This window comes from Streptomyces sp. NPDC030809, from assembly GCF_055572195.1.
On record NZ_JBVIDV010000041.1, the window covers coordinates 15194 to 38236 of the forward strand.

22 protein-coding genes are annotated in these 23043 nt (G+C 74.4%); 10 read left to right on the forward strand and 12 right to left on the reverse strand.

Annotation, left to right across the window (positions count from 1 at the left end):
• Positions 1 to 38 precede the first annotated feature (38 nt).
• The 4 genes from ACZ407_RS34025 to ACZ407_RS34040 all read left to right on the forward strand — a co-directional run bounded on the left by ACZ407_RS34025 (position 39) and on the right by ACZ407_RS34040 (position 4157).
• Complete coding sequence (locus ACZ407_RS34025) at positions 39 to 1253, forward strand: amidohydrolase family protein (protein ID WP_468135235.1); 1215 nt, start codon at positions 39 to 41, stop codon at positions 1251 to 1253.
• Positions 1253 to 2413, forward strand: a complete 1161-nt coding sequence (locus tag ACZ407_RS34030) for an acyl-CoA dehydrogenase (RefSeq protein ID WP_468135237.1) — start codon at positions 1253 to 1255, stop codon at positions 2411 to 2413. Before ACZ407_RS34025 ends, ACZ407_RS34030 begins: the two co-directional genes overlap by 1 nt.
• Before the next feature lies 1 nt (position 2414).
• Positions 2415 to 3419, forward strand: a complete 1005-nt coding sequence (locus ACZ407_RS34035) for an acyl-CoA dehydrogenase family protein (RefSeq protein ID WP_468135239.1) — start codon at positions 2415 to 2417, stop codon at positions 3417 to 3419.
• Between the two features lie 309 nt (positions 3420 to 3728).
• Positions 3729 to 4157: an ATP-binding protein gene (locus tag ACZ407_RS34040; RefSeq protein ID WP_468135241.1), complete on the forward strand. Its 429-nt coding sequence runs from the start codon at positions 3729 to 3731 to the stop codon at positions 4155 to 4157.
• 165 nt (positions 4158 to 4322) lie between these two features.
• Here the strand turns inward: ACZ407_RS34040 and ACZ407_RS34045 are convergent, their stop codons facing one another.
• The 4 genes from ACZ407_RS34045 to ACZ407_RS34060 all read right to left on the reverse strand — a co-directional run bounded on the left by ACZ407_RS34045 (position 4323) and on the right by ACZ407_RS34060 (position 6942).
• Complete coding sequence (locus tag ACZ407_RS34045) at positions 4323 to 4760, reverse strand: PIN domain-containing protein (RefSeq protein ID WP_468135243.1); 438 nt, start codon at positions 4758 to 4760, stop codon at positions 4323 to 4325.
• On the reverse strand, positions 4757 to 5026 hold the full coding sequence (locus tag ACZ407_RS34050) for a ribbon-helix-helix domain-containing protein (RefSeq protein ID WP_468135245.1): 270 nt from the start codon (positions 5024 to 5026) through the stop codon (positions 4757 to 4759). The genes ACZ407_RS34045 and ACZ407_RS34050 overlap by 4 nt, the downstream gene beginning before the upstream one ends.
• An 84-nt stretch (positions 5027 to 5110) precedes the next feature.
• Positions 5111 to 5956, reverse strand: coding sequence for a MerR family transcriptional regulator (locus ACZ407_RS34055; RefSeq protein ID WP_468135247.1), 846 nt, complete (start codon positions 5954 to 5956; stop codon positions 5111 to 5113).
• Positions 5957 to 6012: 56 nt separating this feature from the next.
• Complete coding sequence (locus ACZ407_RS34060) at positions 6013 to 6942, reverse strand: cyclase family protein (RefSeq protein WP_468135249.1); 930 nt, start codon at positions 6940 to 6942, stop codon at positions 6013 to 6015.
• 84 nt (positions 6943 to 7026) lie between these two features.
• On the opposite strand from ACZ407_RS34060, the gene ACZ407_RS34065 reads away from it, so the two are divergent.
• Genes ACZ407_RS34065 through ACZ407_RS34075 form a run of 3 tightly spaced genes read left to right on the forward strand, consistent with a single transcriptional unit; the run spans position 7027 to position 10366 of the window.
• Positions 7027 to 7938, forward strand: coding sequence for an SDR family oxidoreductase (locus ACZ407_RS34065; RefSeq protein ID WP_468135251.1), 912 nt, complete (start codon positions 7027 to 7029; stop codon positions 7936 to 7938).
• Between the two features lie 29 nt (positions 7939 to 7967).
• Positions 7968 to 9302: an acyl-CoA dehydrogenase family protein gene (locus ACZ407_RS34070; RefSeq protein WP_468135253.1), complete on the forward strand. Its 1335-nt coding sequence runs from the start codon at positions 7968 to 7970 to the stop codon at positions 9300 to 9302.
• On the forward strand, positions 9299 to 10366 hold the full coding sequence (locus tag ACZ407_RS34075) for a Zn-dependent alcohol dehydrogenase (protein ID WP_468135255.1): 1068 nt from the start codon (positions 9299 to 9301) through the stop codon (positions 10364 to 10366). Before ACZ407_RS34070 ends, ACZ407_RS34075 begins: the two co-directional genes overlap by 4 nt.
• Positions 10367 to 10426: 60 nt before the next feature.
• On the opposite strand, the gene ACZ407_RS34080 is transcribed toward ACZ407_RS34075, so the two are convergent.
• Entirely contained in the window at positions 10427 to 11032 is a 606-nt protein-coding gene (locus ACZ407_RS34080) for a GNAT family N-acetyltransferase (RefSeq protein ID WP_468135257.1), read from the reverse strand.
• A gap of 62 nt (positions 11033 to 11094) precedes the next feature.
• Positions 11095 to 11724: a flavin reductase family protein gene (locus ACZ407_RS34085; RefSeq protein ID WP_468135259.1), complete on the reverse strand. Its 630-nt coding sequence runs from the start codon at positions 11722 to 11724 to the stop codon at positions 11095 to 11097.
• A 104-nt stretch (positions 11725 to 11828) separates the two neighbouring features.
• Here ACZ407_RS34085 and ACZ407_RS34090 point away from each other — a divergent pair, with 104 nt between their 5' ends.
• The gene (locus ACZ407_RS34090; protein WP_468135261.1) at positions 11829 to 12797 is read left to right on the forward strand and encodes a hypothetical protein; all 969 of its coding nucleotides are present in this window, start codon (positions 11829 to 11831) and stop codon (positions 12795 to 12797) included.
• 41 nt (positions 12798 to 12838) lie between these two features.
• Here ACZ407_RS34090 and ACZ407_RS34095 read toward each other — a convergent pair whose 3' ends face one another.
• The 4 genes from ACZ407_RS34095 to ACZ407_RS34110 all read right to left on the reverse strand — a co-directional run bounded on the left by ACZ407_RS34095 (position 12839) and on the right by ACZ407_RS34110 (position 19424).
• The gene (locus ACZ407_RS34095) at positions 12839 to 13732 is read right to left on the reverse strand and encodes an enoyl-CoA hydratase/isomerase family protein (RefSeq protein WP_468135263.1); all 894 of its coding nucleotides are present in this window, start codon (positions 13730 to 13732) and stop codon (positions 12839 to 12841) included.
• Between the two features lie 392 nt (positions 13733 to 14124).
• Positions 14125 to 16362 (reverse strand): acetate--CoA ligase family protein, encoded by a 2238-nt coding sequence (locus ACZ407_RS34100; RefSeq protein ID WP_468135265.1) that lies wholly within the window; start codon positions 16360 to 16362, stop codon positions 14125 to 14127.
• 182 nt (positions 16363 to 16544) lie between these two features.
• Entirely contained in the window at positions 16545 to 17609 is a 1065-nt protein-coding gene (locus ACZ407_RS34105; protein WP_468135267.1) for a cobalamin-independent methionine synthase II family protein, read from the reverse strand.
• Positions 17610 to 18245: 636 nt separating this feature from the next.
• The gene (locus ACZ407_RS34110; protein WP_468135287.1) at positions 18246 to 19424 is read right to left on the reverse strand and encodes a flavin-containing monooxygenase; all 1179 of its coding nucleotides are present in this window, start codon (positions 19422 to 19424) and stop codon (positions 18246 to 18248) included.
• A gap of 256 nt (positions 19425 to 19680) precedes the next feature.
• Between ACZ407_RS34110 and ACZ407_RS34115 the strand changes: the two genes are divergently transcribed.
• Together ACZ407_RS34115 and ACZ407_RS34120 are read left to right on the forward strand one after the other, a co-directional pair.
• The gene (locus ACZ407_RS34115; protein ID WP_468135269.1) at positions 19681 to 20133 is read left to right on the forward strand and encodes a DoxX family protein; all 453 of its coding nucleotides are present in this window, start codon (positions 19681 to 19683) and stop codon (positions 20131 to 20133) included.
• Positions 20134 to 20186: 53 nt separating this feature from the next.
• Positions 20187 to 20633 (forward strand): Zn-ribbon domain-containing OB-fold protein, encoded by a 447-nt coding sequence (locus ACZ407_RS34120; RefSeq protein WP_468135289.1) that lies wholly within the window; start codon positions 20187 to 20189, stop codon positions 20631 to 20633.
• 304 nt (positions 20634 to 20937) lie between these two features.
• Here ACZ407_RS34120 and ACZ407_RS34125 read toward each other — a convergent pair whose 3' ends face one another.
• Both ACZ407_RS34125 and ACZ407_RS34130 read right to left on the reverse strand, forming a co-directional pair.
• Positions 20938 to 21609, reverse strand: coding sequence for a pyridoxine/pyridoxamine 5'-phosphate oxidase (locus ACZ407_RS34125; RefSeq protein WP_468135271.1), 672 nt, complete (start codon positions 21607 to 21609; stop codon positions 20938 to 20940).
• A gap of 102 nt (positions 21610 to 21711) precedes the next feature.
• On the reverse strand, positions 21712 to 22950 hold the full coding sequence (locus tag ACZ407_RS34130) for a thiolase C-terminal domain-containing protein (protein ID WP_468135273.1): 1239 nt from the start codon (positions 22948 to 22950) through the stop codon (positions 21712 to 21714).
• Positions 22951 to 23043 lie beyond the last annotated feature (93 nt).

Sequence of the window (23043 nt, forward strand, 5' to 3'; positions counted from 1 at the left end):
TTTCTGACGATCCATCAGAAACGGTGTGAGGGGACCTCATGGAACTGCCTCGGATCATCAGCGTCGACGACCACGTGATCGAACCGGCGCACCTCTTCGAGACCTGGCTCCCCGCGAAGTACCGCGACCGGGGACCGCAGCCGCTCACCGCCGGCATCGGAGAGCTCGCGTACACCGGCGGCAAGTACCGGATCACGATGGACCCGGACGGCCCGCCCGCCGACTGGTGGATCTACGAGGACCTCAGGTTCCCGTACAAGCGCAACATCGCCGCCGTCGGCTTCGACCGCGACGACATGACCCTGGAGGGCATCACCCGCGCCGAGATGCGGCGCGGCTGCTGGGACCCGGCGGCGCGGCTGGCCGACATGGACCTCAACCACGTCGAGGCCTCCCTGTGCTTCCCGACCTTCCCCCGCTTCTGCGGCCAGACCTTCGCCGAGGCCAAGGACAAGGAGGTCGCCCTCGCCTGCGTGCGCGCGTACAACGACTGGATGGTCGAGGAGTGGTGCGGGGACAGCGGGGGCCGGCTCATCCCGCTGTGCATCGTCCCGCTCTGGGACATCGGCCTCGCGGTCGCCGAGATCCGGCGCAACGCGGAGCGCGGGGTGCGCGCGGTCACCTTCTCGGAGATCCCCACCCACCTCGGGCTGCCCTCGATCCACTCCGGCTACTGGGACCCGTTCTTCGCGGCCTGCCAGGAGACCGGAACCGTCGTGAACATGCACATCGGGTCCTCCTCCCAGATGCCCGCGGCCTCCCCGGACGCCCCGCCCGCCGTGCAGGCCTCGCTGAGCTTCAACAACGCCATGGCCTCGATGATGGACTTCCTCTTCAGCGGGGTGCTGGTGAAGTTCCCGCAGCTCAAGCTGGCCTACAGCGAGGGCCAGATGGGGTGGATCCCGTACGCCCTGGAGCGCGCGGACGACGTGTGGGAGGAGCACCGGGCCTGGGGCGGGGTCCGCGGGCTGATCCCCGAGCCCCCGTCCACGTACTACTACCGGCAGATCTTCTGCTGCTTCTTCCGCGACAAGCACGGCATCGCCTCGCTCGACGTGGTCGGCCGCGACAACGCCACCTTCGAGACCGACTACCCGCACGTGGACTCGACCTTCCCGCACACCAAGGAGGTCGCCCTCGACCACGTGAAGGGCCTCGACGAGGAGACCGTCTACAAGCTGATGCGCGGCAACGCCATCCGCATGCTCGGCCTGGACCTCGACCGGGACCGCCGGGCCGGCGGGGCGCGCTAGTGGACCTCGCCCCCACCGAAGAGGAGCAGGAGTTCCGGGCCCGGCTGCGCGCCTGGCTCGGCAAGGTGCTGCCCGAGCTGCCGCCCCGGCCCTCCCCGGACGACTGGCCGGGCCGCCGCGCGTACGACCTCGGCTGGCAGCGCCGGCTGTACGAGGCCGGGTACGCGGGGCTGCACTGGCCCGTGCACGCGGGCGGGCAGGGTGCCACCCCCGCGCGGCACCTGATCTTCCTGGAGGAGACCGAGCGGGCCGGGGCCCCGTACGTGGGCGCGAACTTCGTCGGCCTGCTGCACGCCGGGCCCACCATCGCCGCCGAGGGCACCGCGGAGCAGCGGGCCCGCTGGCTGCCGCCCGTCCTGCGCGGGGAGGAGGTCTGGTGCCAGGGCTTCAGCGAACCCGGCGCCGGCTCCGACCTCGCCGCCCTGCGCACCCGCGCGGTCCGCGACGGGGACGACTACGTGGTCAGCGGCTCGAAGATCTGGACCTCGCACGCGGAGGTCGCCGACTGGTGCGAACTGCTCGTGCGGACCGATCCGCAGGCCCCCAAGCACCGCGGGATCAGCTGGCTGGCCCTGCCCATGGACGCGCCCGGGGTGACCGTGCGGCCGCTGCGGACGCTGGCCGGGTCGGCGGAGTTCGCCGAGGTGTTCCTCGACGAGGTGCGGGTGCCCGCGGCCAACCGGGTGGGCGCCGAGAACGACGGCTGGCGGGTCACCATGGTCACCCTCTCCTTCGAACGCGGCACCGCCTTCGTCGGCGAGGTCGTCGCCTGCCGCCGCACCCTGCGCGAACTCGCCCGGGAGGCCCGGCGCAACGGCCGCTGGGACGATCCCGTGCTGCGCCGCCGGCTGGGCAGGCTGCACGGGGAGTTCGGGGCGCTGTGGCGGCTCACCCAGTGGAACGTCAGCGAGGCCCAGGCCTCGTCCGGCGGCGTCCCCGGCACCGGCGGCTCGGTCTTCAAACTGCGCTACTCCCACGCCCGGCAGGAGCTGTACGACACGGCGGCCGAGGTGCTGGGCGCGGGGGCGCTGGAGGCGGACCGGGAGTGGGTGGCCGACCGGCTCTCCTCGCTCTCCTACACGATCGCGGCGGGCACCTCGCAAATCCAGCAGAACATCGTGGCCGAGCGGATACTCGGCCTGCCGAAGGGCGGGCGGTGACGTGGACTTCCGGATGACACAGGACCAGCGGGACCTGCGCGCGGGGATGCGGGAGCTGCTCGCGGCCCGGTACGGGCGGGAGGAGCTGCGGGCCTCGGTGACCTCGGCGGAGTCCGGGTCCGGGCCGGTCGTGGACCGGGCGCTGTGGCGGGAGCTGGGCGAGGCCGGGTTCTTCGCGCTGCGGCTGCCGGAGGCGCAGGGCGGGGTCGGGCTGGGGCTCGCCGAGGCCGTGCTCGTCTTCGAGGAGGCCGGGCGGGCCCTGCTGCCGGGCCCGCTGGTGGCCACCCACCTGGCGGCCGGGACGGTGCCGGGGGCGGCGGCGGGCGAGGCGGTGGTGACGGCCGCGGACCTCGGCGGCGGGCTGGTGCCGTACCTGGCGGAGGCGGACGCGGTGCTGGGGGCGGGGGAGGGGCCGGGTGCGGGTGCGGGTGCCGTCGCCGGGGGTGCCGGGGAGCCGGTGCGGTCGGTGGATCCGCTGACCCCGCTGTACCGGGCCGCGCCGGGGGCCGCCGTACCGCCCGCGGCGGGGTCGGCGCACCGGGCGGAGGGGGAGCTGCTGACGGCCGCCCTCCAGGCCGGGAGCGCGGCGCGGACCTGCGAACTGGCCGTGCGGTACGCGAAGGAGCGCGAGCAGTTCGGGCAGCCCGTGGGGGCCTTCCAGGCGGTCAAGCACCTGTGCGCGCAGATGCTGGTCCGCGCGGAGCTGGCCCGCACGGCGGTCTACGCGGCGGCGGTGACCGCGGACCCGCACGAGACCGCCGCGGCCAAGCTGCTGGCGGACGAGGCGGCGGAACGCAACGCCCGGGACTGCCTCCAGGTGCACGGCGGCATGGGCTTCACCTGGGAGGCGGACGTCCACCTGCACCTCAAGCGGGCCTGGCTGCGCGCCGGGCAGTGGCGCACGGCGGCCGGGGCGGAGGAACTGCTCGCCGAGGGGCTGCTCGCGGAGGCGGAGGCGGAAGCGGGGGCGCGGGCGGCAGCGGGGACCGGGATGGGCGGGCGCTGAGGGAGTCACGGGTGGGACGCCGCGGGACGCGTGTCCGATTACAGAGAGTTGATATATGTTTGTGTCCTTCGTCCGACTCGTTACACACGGGAGTCGGGTGCCGGCTCCGGTACGCTCCGAGGGATGCGAGCGGTCGAGCGGCGAGGGCGTCGCACAGTATGCACCACGCCCACGGCTTCGCGCTGGAATATGCCCGAAGCGCTTGTTGTGGTGACTGTATGTCAACCATGCTGCTCCGCAAGGGGATCACGGTCCGTGATCCCGTTCCGTCGTGAGGCGAAGTGTCCGCCGGTTCGGATGGTGTGAGCGGTGCAGGTGCTTCAGGTTCAGCTGGAGGTCGGTCCGGATCCCGCCGAAGTGGGCCGGGCACGCAGATGGGCGCGTTCCCGGCTGGCCGGCTGCGGCATAGGAGCGGACGAGCCGCTCACCGACACGCTGATCCTGCTCATCTCGGAACTCGTCACCAACGCCGTCGTGCACACCGGCTGCCCGGCGGTGCTCCGCATGCTGTTCGGCGGACCCGGGGTGCGGGTCGAGGTGATGGACGCGAGCGACTGCCCGCCGTCCCGCCGGCACGCGGAGGACTCCGAGACGAGCGGCCGCGGCCTGGAGCTGGTGGACGGCCTGGCGGACCGCTGGGGTTGGCAGCGCGAGGGCGCCGGCAAGCGGATCTGGTGCGAGATCGACCGCGACGAGAAGGCCGCGGAACCGGCCCCGCCCGCCCGCATGTACCTCTAACGAGGAGTTGACGGACCGTCATGCGTTGATCACCCTGGAGTGGAGCGACGCGTCGCGAGGGGACGCCAAGGGTTGACCTTGACGAGTGCGGGTCGTGGGGTGGCGGCTGCCGTGCCGTGCTCGGGGCGCGCACGAACGCACGCCGCCACCCGCAGGTTCAGGGGCTCAGAGGTCGTCGGGCAGCAGGCGGAACGCCTTGTGCATGCTCAGCGGGGAAATGGCGCGGAAGTCCCGCCGGTCGAGGGTCAGGATCGCGGCGGTGTCGTAGTCGCGCGCCAGGACGACGTTCACGGCGTCTGTGAGGTCCAGGTTCAGGTCTGCGTAGTGGGCCCGGACGATCTGGGCTTCTTCGAGCGTGGACACCGTCACCGGGGCGACTTCGGCCCGGCCCGCGCGCATCCGGCGGCACAGGTCGTCGACGGCCTCCACCGCGGCCCCGCGGCCGAGCTGCCGGGTTGCCAGGTGGTCGAGTTCACTGAGGATCACCGGTGAAACGATCAGGACGCTCGCACGGTCCAGCGCCTCGCGTGCGCCGGGCCCGCAGGGATGGCCGTCCTCCAGGGCCGCGAGCAGTCCCGAGGTGTCGGCGACCAGGACGATCACGCGGCGTCGCCCTTCGTCGCCCTGTACCGGCTCGCCTTCTCCTCCCACATGTCGTGGCGCGCCTTCGCGGTATCGGTGGCTTCACCGGTGAGCGGGGGGTACGTCCGGCTGAAGAACGGTTCGTTCCACACCCGGCGCGCGAGGGCTGCCCGGTGGATGGCCTGGCGGATGATCTCTGCCTCGGAGACGCCTTCCCTGGCGGCCGCCTCCTTGATGACCTGGAGGTCCTCCGCGTCGACGTAGACCGTCGTGCGCTTGAGAGTCATGCACATATGGTACCGCATATGTCATTGCTGCCAGTGATCAATCGGTTACGTGCCGGAGCGGTGCCCCGCCGGGCGGTGCCGGGGTCAGGTGGTCAGGGGGACCGTGACGTCGCAGGCCGGGTCGTGGGGGCCGACGGTGGACCAGTCGGCGAAGTAGACCTCGCGGGGGGCCGCGGTGGGGGTGCGGCCCTGCTGCCGGGCCCATTGGTAGACCGCCTCGTAGGCCGAGAGGATCTGCGGGTGGCCGACCTCCGCCTTGGTGAGACGCGCGTACGCCTCCGTACGGGACGGCTCGCGGCGGGCCGGTACGGGCAGGGCGGACGGGTCGAGGGCGGGGTCGACCGGGACGCACATCTCGACCGGGCCGTCCCCGTCCTCGTCCACCTCGCCGTGGTAGACGACGAACGGGTGTCCGTACGGCCCGCCGTGGGCGTCGGCGACGGCCGAGAGCCGGGCCCAGGCGGCCGGGATCCAGACCGGGAGTTCCTCCGGGGTGATGTGCCGCTGTTCGGTGAGCACCAGCTGCTCGGGCTGCCCCCGCTCGTGGATCTCGTACATGTCCAGGCTCCCTTCGCCGTCCGTCAGTTGGTTGCGGAGGTGGGCCGCCAGGGCGCGCTGGGCCGCGATGCGCCGTTCCACGCCTTCCCAGTACGCGGCGACCAGCGCGGCCGCCTCGGGGGCCGGTGCGGCGAGCACCGCCGCGACCTCGGCCAGCGGCATGTCCAGCGCGCGCAGCCGTGCGATCAGGCGGGCCGGTGCGAGCCGTCCCTCGGCGTAGAAGCGGTAGCCGGTGACCGGGTCCACGTGGTCCGGGGGCAGCAGGCCCTGGCGGTCGTACAGCCGCAGGGCCTTCTGCGAGAGCCGGGCCCGCCGGGCGAACACGCCGATGGCGAGCAGGTCCGGCGCCTCCGTCGGTGCGGTTTCCTCCATGGCCGACACGCTCCCGTCTTCCCCAGGGGGAAGGTCAACCCGCCGGCGGCGGCCGCTTACAGGACCGCCACCGGGGCCACCGGGGTGCCCGTGCCGCCCACGAAGGGTTCGGGCATGGCCGAGAGGAGGAAGCTGTAGCGGGAATCTTCTGCACAGGCTGTGGACAACATTTCCAGGTTCCAGTTCTGGCCCTGGTGCATGCCCATCTCCACCAGGTCGAGGGCGTGGACGGGCAGCCACAGATTCTCGATCTCCGGCGGGAAGATCTCAAACGTCAGCGTGTCGTTCGCGACCGCCGCCACGTCGCGGGCGTGGAACCACTCGGGCGCGTGCACCGACAGGCCCGGGGAGGGGAAGCCGTAGCCGTGCCGGTCGCCCGCCAGGTAGACCTGGACCTGGCCGGTGCGGACCAGCACCACGTCCCCGGCGCGCACCCGCACCCGTCCGAACTCCTCCGCCTCGGCCAGGTCCGCCGGGGTCACCGCGTGCCCGCCGGGCAGCCGGTCGAGGCCCTTCGCGCGGGCCACGTCGAGCAGCACCCCGCGGGAGACGATCGGCGCCGCCTTGTCGATGCCGCTGAACTCGGCGCGGCCGTGCGGGGTGATCGAGGAGGCGGGGCGGCCGTTGTAGATGCGGCCCGAGTGGGAGACGTGGGTGAGGGCGTCCCAATGGGTGCCCGCCTGCAGGCCCATGGTCACCGCGTCGTCGCTGCAGGCCACCGTGCCCGGGCCGAACAGCTCCTGGTTGATCTGCACCATCGTGTGCAGCGGGTTGATCCGGCCCGGGATCAGGCCCGCCTGCACCCCGTCCTCCTTGAGCGGGAGCGCGAGGGGGATGCGGCGCCCGGTGCGGACCTCCGCGGCGGCCGCCCGTACGACGTCCCCGGTGATCAGGTTGAGGGTGCCGATCTCGTCCTCGGCGCCCCAGCGCCCCCAGTTGTTCACGCGCTTGGCGATCTCGTGGAACTCGGCCGGCAGTGCGGACACGGTGCCTCCTGAGGTCTTGTGCTCGCGGACCCGATGGGCCATAAAATCTAACGGTCCGTCAGAAACCGCGGGAAGGGGCCGGACGTGGGGAACTTCTTGGCAGGCAAGGTCGTCGCCGTCACCGGCGCGGGCCGGGGCATCGGCCGTGCCGTCGCGCTCGCCGCCGCCGCCGAGGGCGCCAGGGTCGTCGTCAACGACTACGGCGTGGGCATCGAGGGCGGCGCACCCACGAGCGAGGTGGCCGAGGCCGTGGTCAAGGAGATCGCCGCGGCCGGCGGACAGGCCGTGGCCGTCGCCGACGACATCTCCACCATGGCGGCCGGCCGGCGCATCGTGGACACCGCGCTCGCCGAGTACGGGCGCATCGACGGGGTGGTCTGCGTGGCCGGCATCCTGCGCGAGCGGATGCTGTTCAACATGTCCGAGGAGGAGTGGGACCCGGTGGTCGCCACCCACCTCAAGGGCACCTTCACCGTCTTCCGCGCCGCCTCGGCCGTCATGCGCAAGCAGGGCTCCGGCACCCTCATCGGCTTCACCAGCGGCAACCACCAGGGCTCGGTGGCCCAGGCCAACTACAGCGCCGCCAAGGGCGGGATCATCTCGCTCGTCCGCAGCGCGGCCCTCGGCCTGCACAAGTACGGGGTCACGGCCAACGCCGTCGCCCCCGTGGCCCGTACCCGGATGTCCGCCAACGTGCCCATGGAGCTCAAGGAGATCGGCGAGCCCGAGGACGTGGCCGCGCTGGTCACGTACCTGCTCAGCGACCGCGCGAAGGCCGAGGGCATCACCGGGCAGGTCTACACCGTCGCCGGCCCCAAGATCGCCGTCTGGGCCCAGCCGCGCGAGCTGCGCGCCGGGTACGCGGAGGGCCCCTGGACCCCCGAGAAGATCGCCGACTTCCTGCCGGGGACGGTCGGCACCGACCCGATGCCGATGCTCGTGCAGCTGGAGGCCATGGCGAAGGCGGCGGCCGCCAAGGACCGGCCCAACGCCTGACGGCGGACGCGCAGGGGGAGGGGGAACGCGTGGACTTCAGGTTCGGCGACGCGGACGAGGAGTTCCGGCGGCGGGCGCGCGACTGGCTGACCGGGCACCTGGCCGGCCCGTACGCGGCGGCCGCCGGACTCGGCGGCCCCGGCAGCGAGCACGAGGGCGTCGCGGAACGGCGCGACTGGGAACGCGAACTGGGCCGCGGCGGCTGGATCGGCCTGGGCTGGGACGCGCCGCCGGGTGCGTACGGGCAGCAGGCCGCCTCGCTGACGCAGCAGGTGGTGTGGGCGGAGGAGTACGCGCGGATCCGCGCCCCCGGCCGGGTCGGGCACATCGGCGAGAACCTGCTCGCGCCCACCCTGCTCGCGTACGGCACCCAGGAGCAGCGGGACCGCTTCCTGCCGCCGATCGCGCGCGGGGAGGAGCTGTGGTGCCAGGGGTACAGCGAGCCGGGGGCCGGCTCGGACCTGGCGGGGGTGCGGACGGTCGCGGTGCGGGAGGCGGCGGGCGGTGGTGGCGCCGGACGCGGTGCGGGCGGGCCCGGGGGAGGCTCCGGCGGGGGTGCGGGCCGGACCGCGGGCCGGGGTGCAGGCCGGGGCCGGTGGCGGGTCACCGGGCAGAAGATCTGGACCTCCCTGGCCCGCGAGGCCGACTGGTGCTTCGTCCTCGCCCGCACCGCACCCGGCTCCCGCCGGCACCACGGGCTGTCCTTCCTCCTGGTCCCCATGGACCAGCCCGGCGGGCGGGTGGAGGTCCGGCCGATCCGGCAGATGTCCGGGACGAGCGAGTTCAACGAGGTCTTCTTCGACGGGGCGGTGGCCGAGGAGCTCGTCGGCGGCGAGGGCAACGGCTGGCAGGTGGCCATGGGACTGCTCGCCCTGGAGCGCGGCGTGTCCACCCTCGTCCAGCAGATCGGCTTCGCGGCCGAGCTGGAGCGCGTCATCGCCTCGTACGTGCAGCAGTCCGCGCGGCGGTCGCCCGCCGCGGGCCGGGACCCGGGCCCCGGCCCGGACCCGGACGGCGTGCTGCGCGAGCGGCTGGTCCGGCAGTGGGCCGAGCTGCACACCATGCGCTGGAACGCCCTGCGCACCCTGGGCAGCGCCGGGGACCCGGGCGCGCCCAGCGTGGCCAAGCTGCTCTGGGGCGGCTGGCACCGGCGGCTCGGCGAGCTCGCGGTGGCCGTCCGCGGGGCGGCCGCGGCCGCCGGGGTGCGGGACTGGGCGCCGGACCTGCCGTACGAGCAGGGGCTGGCGGAGGACCAGCGGCTGTTCCTGTTCACCCGCGCCGACACGATCTACGGCGGCTCGGACGAGATCCAGCGGAACATCATCGCCGAGCGGGTGCTCGGCCTGCCGAAGGAGTCGCGGTGAGAGGTGTCGTGTTCGACGGAAAGCAGGCCCGGGTGGTCGACGACCTGGAGGTGCGCGATCCCGGACCGGGCGAGGTGCTGGTCGCGATCGCCGCGGCCGGGCTGTGCCACAGCGACCTGTCGGTGATCGACGGGACCATCCCGTTCCCGCCGCCGGTGGTGCTCGGGCACGAGGGTGCGGGCGTGGTGGAGGCGGTGGGCGACGGGGTGACGCACGTGGCGCCCGGGGACCACGTGGCCCTGTCCACCCTGGCCAACTGCGGGGCCTGCGCGGAGTGCGACCGGGGGCGGCCGACGATGTGCCGCAAGGCCATCGGGATGCCGGGGCAGCCGTTCCGGCGGGGCGGGCAGCCGGTGTTCCAGTTCGCGTCGAACTCGGCCTTCGCGGAGAAGACCGTGGTCAAGGCCGTGCAGGCGGTGAAGATCCCTGCGGACATCCCGCTCACCAGCGCCGCGCTCATCGGCTGCGGGGTGCTGACCGGGGTGGGTGCCGTACTCAACCGGGCGCGGGTGGACCGCGGGGAGTCGGTCGTGGTCATCGGCACCGGAGGCATCGGCCTCAACGTGCTCCAGGGCGCGCGGATCGCCGGCGCCACGAGGATCGTGGCCGTGGACGCGAACCCGGCGAAGGAGGCGGTGGCGCGGCGGTTCGGGGCCACGCACTTCGTGGACGCCTCGGCGGTGGCCGACACCGCGGCGGCGGTCCGGGAGGTCCTGCCGACGGGCGCGGACCACGCCTTCGAGTGCGTGGGCAACGTCAAGCTCATCCGCCAGGCCGTCGACCTGCTGGACCGGCACGGCCAGGCGGTGCTGCTGGGCGTGCCGGGCTTCCAGGAGGAGGCGAGCTTCCAGGTCTCGTCGATGTACCTCGACAAGTCCATCCTCGGCTGCCGGTACGGGTCCTCCCGGCCGCAGCGGGACATCGCCCTGTACGCGGAGCTGTACCGGGAGGGCCGGCTCCTGCTCGACGAACTCGTCACGGAGACCTACCCGGTCGAGGACTTCGCCAAGGCGGCGGACGACGCGCACCAGGGGAGGGTGGCGCGGGGGGTGCTGACGTTCTGACCGTCCGCGCCCGGATCGCCCTCCGCGCCTGCCCGGTGGCGCCGGGGCGGTCCGGGCCGGCTACGGGTGGCCGCGGTGCCGGGACCACTCCGGTGCGAGGACGGACATGACCGTGGCGTCGATCCGTTCGCCCTCCCAGAGCAGGGCGTCCCGGAGCGTGCCCTCCGCGCGGAACCCGGCCTTCTCGTAGACGCGGCGGGCCCGCGGGTTGAAGGCGTACACCTCCAGCGAGATGCGGTGCAGCCGCGCCGTCTCGAAGCCGTGGCCGACGATCAGCCGGGTGGCCTCGGTGCCCAGGCCGCGGCCGTGCGCGGCCGGGACGAAGACGATGCGGAAGCTGCAGCTCTCGTTGTCGGGGTCCCACTCGTTGAGCACGGCCTCCCCGACGACCTCGCCGGTGGCCCGCTCCACCACGGCGAGGTCGAGGCGGTCGTCGTGGTCCGCCCGCGAGCCGTACCAGGCGCGCAGTGCGGCCTCGTCGTACGCCTCGCCGGGGTGGCTGCCGGTCAGCCGCGAGACCTCGGCATCGTGGAAGAGGGGCAGCAGGGCGGGCACGTCGTCCGCCGTGACCGGCCGCAGCAGGACCCGGTCCCCGTGCAGGGTGGGCTTGTGCCGGAACGGGGGGACGGGGGGACCGCTGTCGTGCGGGTGGTCGTGATCAGCCATGCCTGAAGTGTGTCGGCCGCGCTGACCTGCTGTCTTGTGGATATACGGGGGTGTCCCGCCGGTCAGTCGGTGGTGAAGCGGCCGAACCTGCCGCGGTGGAAGAGGAGCGGCTCGCCCTCGCCCGTGGCGCCCATGGCCTCGACCCGGCCGACCACGATCAGGTGGTCGCCGCCGGTGTGCACGGCGTGGATGCGGCAGTCGATCCAGGCGGGGACCGCGGCGAGCTGCGGGGAGCCGGTCGCGGGGGACGGGGTGTGGGACACCCCGGCGAACTTGTCGGCCCCGCTGACGGCGAAGGAGCGGCACAGTTCGCCCTGGTCGGCGCCGAGCACGTTCACGCAGAAGACCCCGGCCCGGGCGATGCGCGGCCAGGTGGTCGAGGTGCGGGCGACCATGAACGTCACCAGGGGCGGGGCGAGGGAGAGGGAGGCGAACGACTGGCAGGCGAAGCCCGCCGGTCCCTCGTCCGGAGCGGCCCCGGGGGCGGTGATGACCGTGACCCCGCTCGCGAAGTTGCCCAGCACGGCCCGGAACTCGGCGGGCCCGACCGGCGCCCGCTCGTCCTCGCCCACGGCCCGCAGATGCGGCCGGGGCAGTGGCTCCACCGGACCCGCGGAGGTGGGGGAGCCGGCGGACCTGAGGTATCGGACGACGGTGGCCGCCATCCCTGCGTGTCCCATCACACTTCGCATTGAAGCTGACGGTTCGTCAGATGGGAAGGGGTGGGCGGGGTCTCCGACGGGGCGGGTGTACGGTTCACCTTGTTGAACGCGTTCAAATGGTGCGGAGGGTTCTCGTGGACGTTCCCGGGGGGCATGAGAACGGACCCCGGGCGGGTGCGGGCCGGCCCTCCGGCGCCGCGCGGGGGTGGTGGGGCGCGGCGGCTCCCGGGGCCGAGGCGGTGGCCGCGGCGCAGTGGCTGCTGGCGGGCATCGCCTGGTTCATCTCGGCCCCCACCCGGGACGACTACGGACTCGGGTCCGGCGGGGCGCCCGCCGCGCTGTTCCTGTGCTGCTGCCTGCCGGTGGCGCCGGTCCTGCTCGGCTTCGCGCAGGCCCTGCTGCTGAACGGGCCCGCGGCCCTGCTGGCACGGGCCGCGCGCCGCCGGGCGGGCCTGCGCCGGGCCTTCGGCGAGCCGGCCGCGCTCCTGCTGCTCTCCGCACTGCCGGGGTGGGTGCTCGCGCGCCTCGGCGGTTTCCCGTTCGCCGGCGGCCTCGCGTTCCCCGGCGGCTGGGCGGCGGTGGCGGCGAGCGGTCTGCTGCCGATGCTCCTGGGGGAGCGCTTCCGGCGGCGGGGCACGCCCGAGCGGCAGCGGTGGGGGGCCGTGGCGGCGGGAGCCGGCGGGGCGGCCGCGGTGCTCTTCACCGTCGGGGCGGTCGGCGCGGGCGGCTTCCTCGCACCGTACGAGCCCCCGCGGCTCGGGCGCGCCGCGTACACCGGGCAGTGGGCCGGAGACGGCGGGGCATCGGTCGAGCTCCGTCCGGACGGCCGGGCCGTGGCGACCCGCCTCGCGTACCAGGGGGACGACTTCGAGGAGGCCCGGTGCTCGGGCACGGGCACGTGGACCTTCCGCCCGGCGGTCCGCGGGCAGCAGAACGGGGGCGGGGGCGGTGACGGGGCCCGGCGGGAAGGGGTGGACCTCCGTGTGCCGGGCTGCCCGGGCATCGGCGGCCTGTCGGTGGCCGGCACCCGCTCGGCGCCCGAGGTCTTCTACTACGCGGGTGATCCGGACGGGGGCGGGCTGTTCATCCTGCGCCGGGGATGACGGCGGGTCCGGCACGGGGGCCGGGCGGGTGGCCGGCCGGGTCAGCGGCCCTGGAACTTCGGGGGGCGGCGGGCGGTGAAGGCGGCGATGCCCTCGTCGGCGTCGGCGGTGCCCATGTTGAGCTCCTGCGAGACGGCCTCGGCGGCCAGGGAGGTGGCCCGGTCGCTGTCCAGGGAGGCGTTCACCAGGGCCTTGGTCAGGGCCAGGGCGCGGGTGGGGCCCTGGGCGAGGCGTTCGGCCCAGGCGCGGGCCTCGGCGGGCAGGTCCTCGTCGGGGACGACCCGGTTGACGAGGCCGAGGGCCGCGGCCTCGGCGGCGGGGAGGGCGTCGCCGAAGAACATCAGCTCCTTGGCCTTCTGGGGGCCCACCAGGCGGGGCAGCAGGTACGCGCCCCCGCCGTCGGGCACGAGGCCGCGCCGCACGAAGACCTCGATGAAACGGGCGGACTCCGCGGCGAGCACGAGGTCGCAGGCGAGGGCGAGGTGGGCCCCGATGCCGGCGGCGGTCCCGTTGACTGCGGCGATGACGGGCTTCTCGCAGTCCATCACTGCGGTGATGAGGCGCTGGGCGCCGGACCGGATGAGGCGGGTGATGTCGCCGGGGGTGCGGGCGGGGGCGTCCGTGCCGGGCCGGTCGCCCGTGCCGGGCGGGGTGCCCGTGCGGGGCGGGGTGCCCGTGCCGGGCCGGTCGCCCGTGCGGGGCGGGGTGCCCGTGCCGGGCGGGCTGGTCGTCGGTCTGCGGAGGTCCGCGCCGGCGCAGAAGCCGCGGCCGGTGGCCGTGAGGACGACGGCGCGGACCTCCGGGTCGGCGGTGGCCTCGTCGAGGAGGGCGATGATGCGTTCGCGCTGGTCCCAGGTGAGGGCGTTCATGGCCTCGGGGCGGTTCAGGGTGATCCAGGAGACGGAGTTCTCCAGGCGGTGCCGGATCTCGTCCATGCGGCTCCATTCCTTCCGTGTCGTCGGTGCCCGCCCCACGAACCCGGCCGGCGCCGGGCCCCGGGCTCCGCCCGGACCCGCTCCTCAAGCGCCGGAGGGGCTGGGAGGTACCCCCTGGCGGGGCTGGTTTTTGCCGGGCCGTGTGGGCCTGTAGCGCGTGTTGCCCATGGTGCGGGCCCAACTCCAGCCCCTGGGACGGAGCCTCAAGGCATCCCGGCTGGCGCCGGGCACCGGGCTCCGCCCGGACCCGCTCCTCAAGCGCCGGAGGGGCTGGGAGGTACCCCCTGGAGGGGCTGGTTTTGCCGGGCCGTGTCGGCCTCTTGAGCGGGTTGCCCTCCGGGCTGGGGAGGAGCGGGGTTCGGGGCGGAGCCCCGGGACGGCGGCGGTGGGGGTCAGCGGCAGATGGCGAGGGCGTCCAAGGCGACCGCCCCCTGCCCCCTCGGGAGGACCATCAGCGGGTTGATGTCCAGCTCGGAGAGCGCCCCGTCCAGCTCCAGGGCCATCCGCTGGACCCGCAGGACCACCTCCACCAGCGCGTCGACATCCGCCGCCGGCGCCCCCCGTACGCCCTCCAGCAGCGCCCGCCCCCGCAGCTCGCGCAGCATCGTGCGGGCCGCGTCCTCGCCGAACGGGGGCACCCGTACCGCCGTGTCGTGCAGGACCTCGACCAGGACCCCGCCCAGCCCGACCGTCACCGTCGGGCCGAAGAGCTCGTCCTGGGTGACGCCCACGACCATCTCCACCCCCCGCTCGATCATCTGGCAGACGAGGATCCCGTCGAGCGGGACGTTCTCGTACCGCGCGATGTCCGTCAGCTCCCGGTACGCGTCGCGGATCTGGCTCGCGGAGGTCAGGCCGACCTTGACCAGACCCAGTTCGGTCTTGTGCCCGAGCTGCGGCCCGGACGCCTTCATCACCACCGGGTAGCCGACCAGCCCGGCCGCCCGTACCGCCGCCGCCGCGCTCGTCACCAGCTGCTCGCGCGGCACCCGGATCCCGTACGCCCGCAGCAGCTGCTTCGCCGCGTGCTCGCTGAGCTGCTGGCCGGGCCGCATCAGCGCCTGGGCCTTGCGGAACGAGGGGGAGGGGGTGCGCGGGGCCTCGTCGAAGGGGGAGCGGTAGTGGGCGGTGAAGCGGTGGTGGTCCAGGTAGGCGCGCACGGCCGTGATGCAGTTGGCGAACGTACGGAAGGTGGCCACCCGGGAGGAGCCGAGGAGGGTGGTGCGGTACGCCTCCTCGGTGCCGACCGGCGACCCCCACACCACGCACACCAGCTTGTCGGTCGCCTCGGCGGCGTCCACCAGGTCCTGGGCCAGCCGGTCGCTCATCGGCGGGAACGGCCCGGTGATCGGGCAGATCAGCACGCCCACGGCGGGGTCGGCCAGGATCGAGTCGATGATCTTGCGGCCGCGCCAGTCGCCGACCGGGTGGCCGCCGTTGTCGACCGGGTTGGCCACGTTCAGGTACTCCGGGATCCACTGGTGCAGCTCCTGCTGCCGGGCCTCGGAGAGCGTGGGCAGGGTCAGCCCCGCCTCGGTGGCCAGGTCGGAGAAGTGCGCCCCGGTGCCCCCGGATATGGAGTACACCACCACCCCCTCGGCCTGGGGCCGGCGCGCGCGGGCGAGCAGGGCGGCCGTGTCCTGGAGCTCGTCGAGGCCGTCCACCCGGATCACCCCGAACTGCCGCATGGCCGCGTCGACCACCGTGTCCGCACCGGTCATCTTGCCGGTGTGGGAGGCGGCCGTACGGGCTCCGGTCTCGGTGCGCCCGACCTTGACGGCGACCACCGGCACGCCTTTGCGGGCGGCGTGGTCGGCGGCGAGCAGGAAGGACCGGCCGTCCTTGAGCCCCTCGACGTAGCAGGCGATCGCGCCCACCTCGGGGCGGCCGGCGAAGTACGAGAGGAAGTCGGCGGTTTCGAGGTCGGCCTCGTTGCCGGTGGGCGCCCAGTGGGAGAGCCGGATGCCGAGTTCCTGGAGGCTGTAGACGGGCCGGCCCTGGTGCCCGGACTGGGTGATCAGGGCGATGGCCGGGCCTTCGAGGTCCTCGCGGAACTCCTCGAAGGCGTTGAGGTTGGTGTTCGGGCCGAGCAGGCGCAGCCCGGAGCGTTTGACGGCGGCCGCGAGGCGGGCCTGCGCGGCGGCTCCGGCCTCGCCGGTCTCGGCGAACCCGGCGGCGAAGGCCACCGCGAACCGGGTCTTGGTGTCGGCGAGTTCCTCGATCACCGGCACCGGGTCCGCGACGAGGAGGACGGCGAGGTCCACCTCTTCCGGGAGCTCCTTGACGGAACGGAAGCAGGGCAGGCCGAAGACGGTCTCCCGGGTGGGGTGCACGGGGTGCAGGCGGGCGCCGACGCGTTCGGACCACTCGATGAGCCGCCGGGTGATGCCGGTGTTGGGTCTGCCGTCGGCATCGGAGGCGCCGACCACGGCCACCGAGCCGGGGCGGAAGAAGCGGTCCAGGTCGGGGACCTCGGCACGCAGCGGCCGGCCGCTGACGTCGAGGTCGGCCTCCGCGCCGGCGGCCGCGGGGCCCGCCGTGGAGTGGACGGCCCTGCGGGGCTGTTCGCCGCAGGCCTCGACGCGTGCGCGGAAGTCGGTGGTGAGGGTGCCGTGCGTAGATCCAAGCATCGTTCCGCCCGCTCCTGCTCGATGACCCCAATGAACTGACGCATAGTCAGATTACTGAACTGACGTCATGTCAGGAACAGGGCGGGCGAAACGATCTCGGGAGGGGTGGGGGTGGTGGTGCCGGCCGGGGGTGGCGGCCCCCGGCCTTGTGGGCGGGCGGCGGGCGCCCGCGGGGGCGGGCGTCAGGCGCCGAGGGCCTCCGCGGCGAGCTCCGTGCCCCGGACCCGGGCGGCGATCTTCGCGAACGCCGTCTCGCGGGAGGTGGAGGCGTCGTCCGCGAAGGGCGCGAACCCGCAGTCGTCGCAGGTGCCCAGCTGGTCCACGGGGATGTGCCGGGCGGCGGCGAGCACCCGGTCGCGGACCTGCTCCGGGGTCTCCACCACCGGGTCGATCGGGTCCGTCACGCCGACGAACACCCGTACGCCGGCGGGCAGGTGCGCGCCGATGACGGCGAGGACCCGCTCCGGGTCGGCCTCGCTCGCGAGCTGCACGTAGAAGTTGCCCGCCTTCAGCCGGAAGAGCTTCGGCAGCAGCTCGGTGTAGTCCACGTCCGCGCTGTGGGTGGAGTCCTGGTCCCCGCCGGGGCAGGTGTGCACGCCGATACGGGCCCGCTCGGCGTCGCTGAAGCGGCCCAGGACCTCGTTGTTGAGCTCGACGAACTGGTCGAGGAGACCGCCGCTCGGGTCCAGCTTCAGGGAGAGCCGGCCCTCGGTGAAGTCGAGCTGCACGACGTGGGCGCCGGCGTCCAGGCAGGCGCGGATGTCGGCCTCGGCCTCGTTCGCGAGGTCGGCGAGGAAGGCCTCGCGGGAGTAGCCGTCGATGCCGTCGGCCGGGTAGAGCAGGCTGAGGGCGGACGGGGCGATCACGGCCTGCTTGACCGGCAGGTCGGTCTGCTGCCGGGCCTCGCGCAGGTAGCCGTCGGCGCGGGTGGCGTAGCGGAACGGGCCTGCGGTGAGGGCCGGGAGCTGCCGGGTGTGGCCGTCGGCGAAGGGGATGACGGCGCCCTCGGGGCTCAGGGTGGTGAGCCCGGCCACCGGGTACGTGGCGAAGCTGGGCTTGGACTGCTCGCCGTCCACCAGGACGGGGCTGCCGAGCTTGGCGAGCTGGGCCAGGGTCTCGGCCGCGGCCTGAGCCTGCAGCTCGGCCAACTCGCTGTCGGACAAGGTGCCTTCCGCGTGCCGGGCGAGTGCCTGCTGAAGGGCGGCGGGGCGCGGGATGCTGCCGATCGGCTCAGTGGGGATGCTCATGCGGCGGACCCTAGGAGGTGGGGCGGGGGGCGGCAACCGGGTGTTTGCGGCGGGATGTCGTCCCCGTGTACGGGGTGGCTCCGGGGGGTGGGGTGTCTGCGCAGGTCAGGTGGGGTGCGGGGGTGGGCCTGCGGGGTCCGCTTGGCGGGGGCGGGGAGGGGCGGGGGCGGAGATCGGCCGGATTCCGCGCCAGATTGTCGTGTTCGGGAGGTGGGGGGACGGCGGGTGTGCTACTGCCGCGGGTCGCGGGGCCGCCGTCGGACCCTGCGGGGCCTCTTCCCCACCCCGCCCCTTCCCGAACCGGGGCTCCGCCCCGGACCCCGCGCCTCAAACTCCCCCAGCACCAGGCGGCTGGGAGGTACCCCCTGGCGGGGCTGGAGGTTGCTCGGCGGGGCTGGAGGTTGCTCGGCGGGGCTGAAAAGCCCGGGGTTCTGCCCCGGACCCCGCGCCTCAAACGCCGGCGGGGCTGGAATGCCCGGGGCTCCGCCCCGGACCCCGCGCCTCAAGCTCCCCCAGCCCCAGGGGGCTGGGAGGTACCCCCTGGCGGGGCTGGAGGTTGTCCGGTGGGGCTGGAGGTTGTCCGGTGGGGCTGGAAGGCCCGGGGTTCTGCCCCGTGCCCCGGAAGCGGGCGGCGGGTCAGGAGTCGGTGCGGGATATCGCGCGGGCGATGCGTTCCGCGTCGTGGGACAGTTCGCGGAGGTTTCCGCTGATCGGATTCGTGAAGCCCGTGAAGTACAGCCCCGGCGTCTGCCCCGCCGGCCGCCCTCCGCGCGGCCGACCCCGGCCGTCCAGTACGTCGAGGTGCCCGACCAGGCCTTCGAGCCCCCGCCGGTACCCGGTCGCCGCGATCACCGCCTCCGGCGTGATCCGGCTCCCGTCCGCGAGGACGACCTCCGCGCCGTCGAAGGACTCGACGGCCGCGACCGGTTCGACCCGCCCCTTGCGCACCGCGTCGATCAGGCCGACGTCCTGCACCGGGATGGCCCCCTCCTTGACCCTGCTGTACAGGCCCGTGTCCGGGCGGGGCAGCCCGTACGCCGTCAGGTCCGGCACCGAGACCCGGGCCACGATCCGCCCGAGCCGGTCCACGAGCCGGACGGGCAGCCGCCGCACCAGGATGGCGGTGCGCTGGGCCGGCCAGCCGGCGGTGGTGCGGCGCACGATGTGCGGGGCGGTCCGCACGGCGAGGCGGACCCGCGCGGCCCCGCCCTCGGCGAGGTCGGCGGCGATCTCGGCGCCGGTGTTGCCGGCGCCGACGACGAGCACGTCCCGGCCCTCGTACGGCCCGGGGTTGCGGTAGCGGCCCGCGTGCAGCAGCTCGCCCGGGTACGCGTCCCGGCCGGGCCAGTCGGGGAGGTGCGCGGTGTGGTTGTAGCCGGTGGCGACGACCACGGCGCGGGCGGCGAGCCGGCGCCCGCCGTCGGCCTCCAGGATCCAGCGCGCGCCGGCGGGGGCGGCGGGGCCCTCCGCCCGTACGATCCGGTGCACCTCGACCCCGGTGACCAGCTCCAGCTCGTGGTACTCCGCGTACTTCTCCAGGTAGCGCACCACGTTGTCCCGGGAGACCCAGCGGCCGAAGCGGCGCGGTATGCGCAGGCCGGGCAGGGCGGAGAGGCGGCGGGTGGTGTGCAGGTGCAGCCGGTCGTAGTGGCCGCGCCAGGAGGCGGCGACGTCCGGGGCCTTCTCGACGACGACGGCGCGTATGCCGCGTGCGCGCAGGGCTGCGGCGGCCGCGAGACCGCCGGGGCCGGCGCCGATCACGTACACGGGGGGTGCGGCGTTCCCGTCGGCCTCGCGGATGTGCGGGGCTCCCATCGGCTGTGTGATCGCCGCGATCTCCGGCGTGGCCGTACGGTCCGAGCTTTCCACCATGGGGGGTGAGCGTATCGGCACGCAGCGTTGATGGGTCTCGGTCAAGAAGGGATCCGGTTGCGAATGGATCACGGCCGTGCGGCGGGGGTGCCCGCCCCGGCCGCGTACCGCTTCCGTCGGGCCCTTGCGCTGCCGCGGCGGATCCGCTGAACTGGCGGTTACCTGACGCATCGTCAGATCATGGGGAGGTGGGTGCCTGATGCAGACCGTCTGGCTCGGCGGGGCCGAATGGCTCGCGGTGCTCCGGATCGGCCTCGGGCTGTGGTGGCTGGAGAGCTGGCGGCACAAGGACAAGAAGGGCTGGTTCGAGCGCGGTACGGGCATCGCGTGGGCGGCCGACGTGGCGGGCAGGCACCGCTGGCCGTTCGTGCGGACCGGCTTCGCCAAGGTCGTGCAGCCGCGGCCGAAGCTGATGGCGTACGTGGTCGTGTACGCCGAACTCGCCCTCGGGCTGGGGCTGGTCGCGGGCTTCCTGACGCCGGTGGCCCTCGTCGGCGGGCTGCTGCTGAACCTGCTGTACCTCGTGCTGATGATCCACGACTGGGCGGAGCAGGGGCAGAACGCGATGATGGCGCTGATCTCGTTCGTCGCGCTGTTCGCGATGAGCTGGCAGGCCTGGTCCCTTGACCGGGCGATCGGGCTCTTCCTGTGAGCGGGGGGTCTGCGGGCGGGGCCCGCGAGGCCGTGCCTGCCGCCGCCCCTGCCGTGCCTGCCGCCACCCCTGCCGTGCCGGCTGCCGTGCCTGCCGTGCGGTACGACCTGCCGGAGGCGGATGCCTTCACCCGTCCCTACTGGGAGGCGGCGGCAGCGGGGCGGCTGCTGCTGAGGCGTTGCGGGGGGTGTGGGCGGGCGCACCACTACCCGCGCGAGTTCTGCCCGTACTGCTGGGGCGAGGAGGTCGCGTGGGAGGAGGCGAGCGGGCGCGCGACGCTCTACACGTGGTCCGTGGTGCACCGGAACGATCTGCCGCCCTTCGGGGCGCGGGTGCCGTACGTGGCGGCCGTCGTGGACCTGGAGGAGGGGCCGCGGATGATGACCGAGGTGGTGGAGGCGGGGGAGGGCGCGCTGCGGGTGGGCATGGCCCTGGAGGTGACGTTCCGGCGGGAGGCGGGGCCGGACGGGGCCGCGGTCCCGGTCTTCCGCCCGTCCTGACGCCCGTCCGCCGCTGCTCGGGCCCCGGTCTTCCCTCCGTCCTGACGCCCGTCCGCCGCTGTCCGGGTCCCGGTCTTCCGCCCGTCCTGACGCCCGTCCGCCGCTGTCCGGGTCCCGGTCTTCCGCCCGTCCTGACGCCCGTCCGCCGCTGCTCGGGTCCCGGTCTTGCGCCCGTCCTGACGCCCGTCCGCCGCTGCTCGGGCCCCGGTCCTCAAGGGGCGGCGGGGCGAAATCCAGCCCGTCCGGCGAGGCTGGACCGGGGTCCGGGGCGGAGCCCCGGGATGCTCCGCCGCGGAGCCCCGGGTCACGGCCAGAGGAGGCCCCGGGTCCAGGCGGAGCCCTCCGTACGGGCGTAGCGCAGCCGGACGTGGCGCCGGGCCGGGTCGCCCTGGAAGAACTCCGCCTCGTCCGGCGCGAGGACGTACCGGGTCCAGGTCGGCGAGACTGCATCCGGCTCGGCCCCGGCCCGTTCCCACGCCGCGTCCGCCGCCCGGGCCAGCGCCCCCGCATCGGCGAGCGGCTCGCTCTGGTGGCCGGTGAGGGCGGCCGCGAGGGCGCCGCGCGTGCGGGCGGCCAGGTCGGCCCGGCTCTCCTCCGCGGAGCAGGCCGCAACCGTTCCGCGCACGCGGACCTGGCGCCCCAGCGCCGGCCAGTAGAAGCAGACCGCGGCCTCCGCCCGCTCCGCGAGCTGGCGCCCCTTCGCACTGGTGGCGTGCGAGGCGAAGTACCAGCCGCGCGCGTCGGCGTCGTGCAGCATCACCACCCGCACGTCGGGCCGACCGTCGGCCCCCGCCGTGGCCAGGGTCATGGTGTGCGGCTCGGCCTGCCCGGCGGCCACGGCGTCGAGGAACCACCGGTGGAACAGTCCCACCGGCTCCTCGGGCACCGCCCCGGCATCGAAGCCGGGCAGCTCCCCGTCCCACACCCGCTGCGCGTGCAGGGCCTTGGTGAAGTCTTCGTGCGTGATCGGCTCCATGCGGATCACCCTAGGGGCACGCCCCCACCCCCGCCCCTCTCGGCGGCTCCCGCCCCCGCCCCTCTCGGCGGCTCCCGCCCCGCCCCTCTCGGCGGCCCCCGCTCACCCCCGACCCAGGACCACCGTCCCCGAGGAGCAGAACCAGCCCCCCGTACCCGAGGCCACCGCCACCTCCGGCAGCCCGCCACCGTGTTTGCGGACCTGCATCGCGCCCGCCTCCCCGCGCAGCTGGCGGACCGCCTGGACGAGGAGGAAGAGGCCGCGCATGCCGGGGTGGCAGGCGGAGAGGCCGCCGCCGTCGGTGTTGACCGGCAGTTCGCCGTCGCGCAGCAGGCGGCCCTTCTCCACGAACGCGCCGCCCTCGCCCTTGGCGCAGAACCCGAGGTCCTCCAGGGTCACCAGCGTCATGTAGGTGAAGGCGTCGTAGATCTCCGCGAGGTCCACGTCCGCCGGGGTGAGACCGGCCCGGGCGAAGGCGAGGCGGCCCGAGACGGCGGCCGGGGAGACCGTGAAGTCCTCCCACTCCGACATGGTCGTGTGCGAGACCGCGGTCCCCGAGCCGAGGATCCACACCGGCGCCTTCGCGGTGTCCGGTACGTGGTCCTCGGCGGCGAGCAGCACCGCGCAGCCGCCGTCGGAGCGGATGCAGCAGTGCAGCTTGGTGAAGGGGTCGGCGATCATCTCCCCGCCGAGGACCTCGTCCACGGTGATCGGGGTGCGGAACATCGCGTCCGGGTTGGCGGCGGCGTTCGCGCGGGCCTGCACGGCGACCGAGGCGAGCTGCTCCAGGGTGGTCCCGTACTCGTGCATGTGGCGGCGGGCGGCCATCGCGTACTTGGCGATCAGGGTGTGCCCGTACGGGACCTCGAACTGGAGCGGGCCGCGGGCCCCGAACGAGAGGTTCGAGGTGCGCCGCCGGGCCTTGATGTCGGCGCGGGCGGTGGAGCCGTAGACGAGGAGGACGGCGTTCGCGTGGCCCGCGGCGATCGCGTCGGCGGCGTGGGCGGCCATGACCTCCCAGGTGGAGCCGCCGACGGCGGTGGAATCCACCCACGTGGGACGCAGCCCGAGGTATTCGGCGACCTCCACCGGGGCCAGGGTGCCGAGGCCCGCGGAGGCGAACCCGTCGATCGCCGAGCGCGGCAGGCCGGAGTCGGCGAGGGCGCGGCGGGCGGCCTGGGCGTGCAGGGCGTACGGGGTGGCCTCCTCGACCCGGCCGCAGTCGGAGAGGGCCACGCCGACGACCGCGACCCTGCGCCGCCGGCCCCCGGAGGTGCCGCCGGGGGTGGCGGAGAGGCGGGGGCCGGCCGGGTCCGAGGGGTTCGCTGAGTACGAGGACATGAATCTGACGGTATATCAGATGTCTTTGCGCGTACACGGTTCGGGCCCTGCCCCGCCCGGCGCATCCGGCGGTGCCGGGCTCTGTGCATCTGC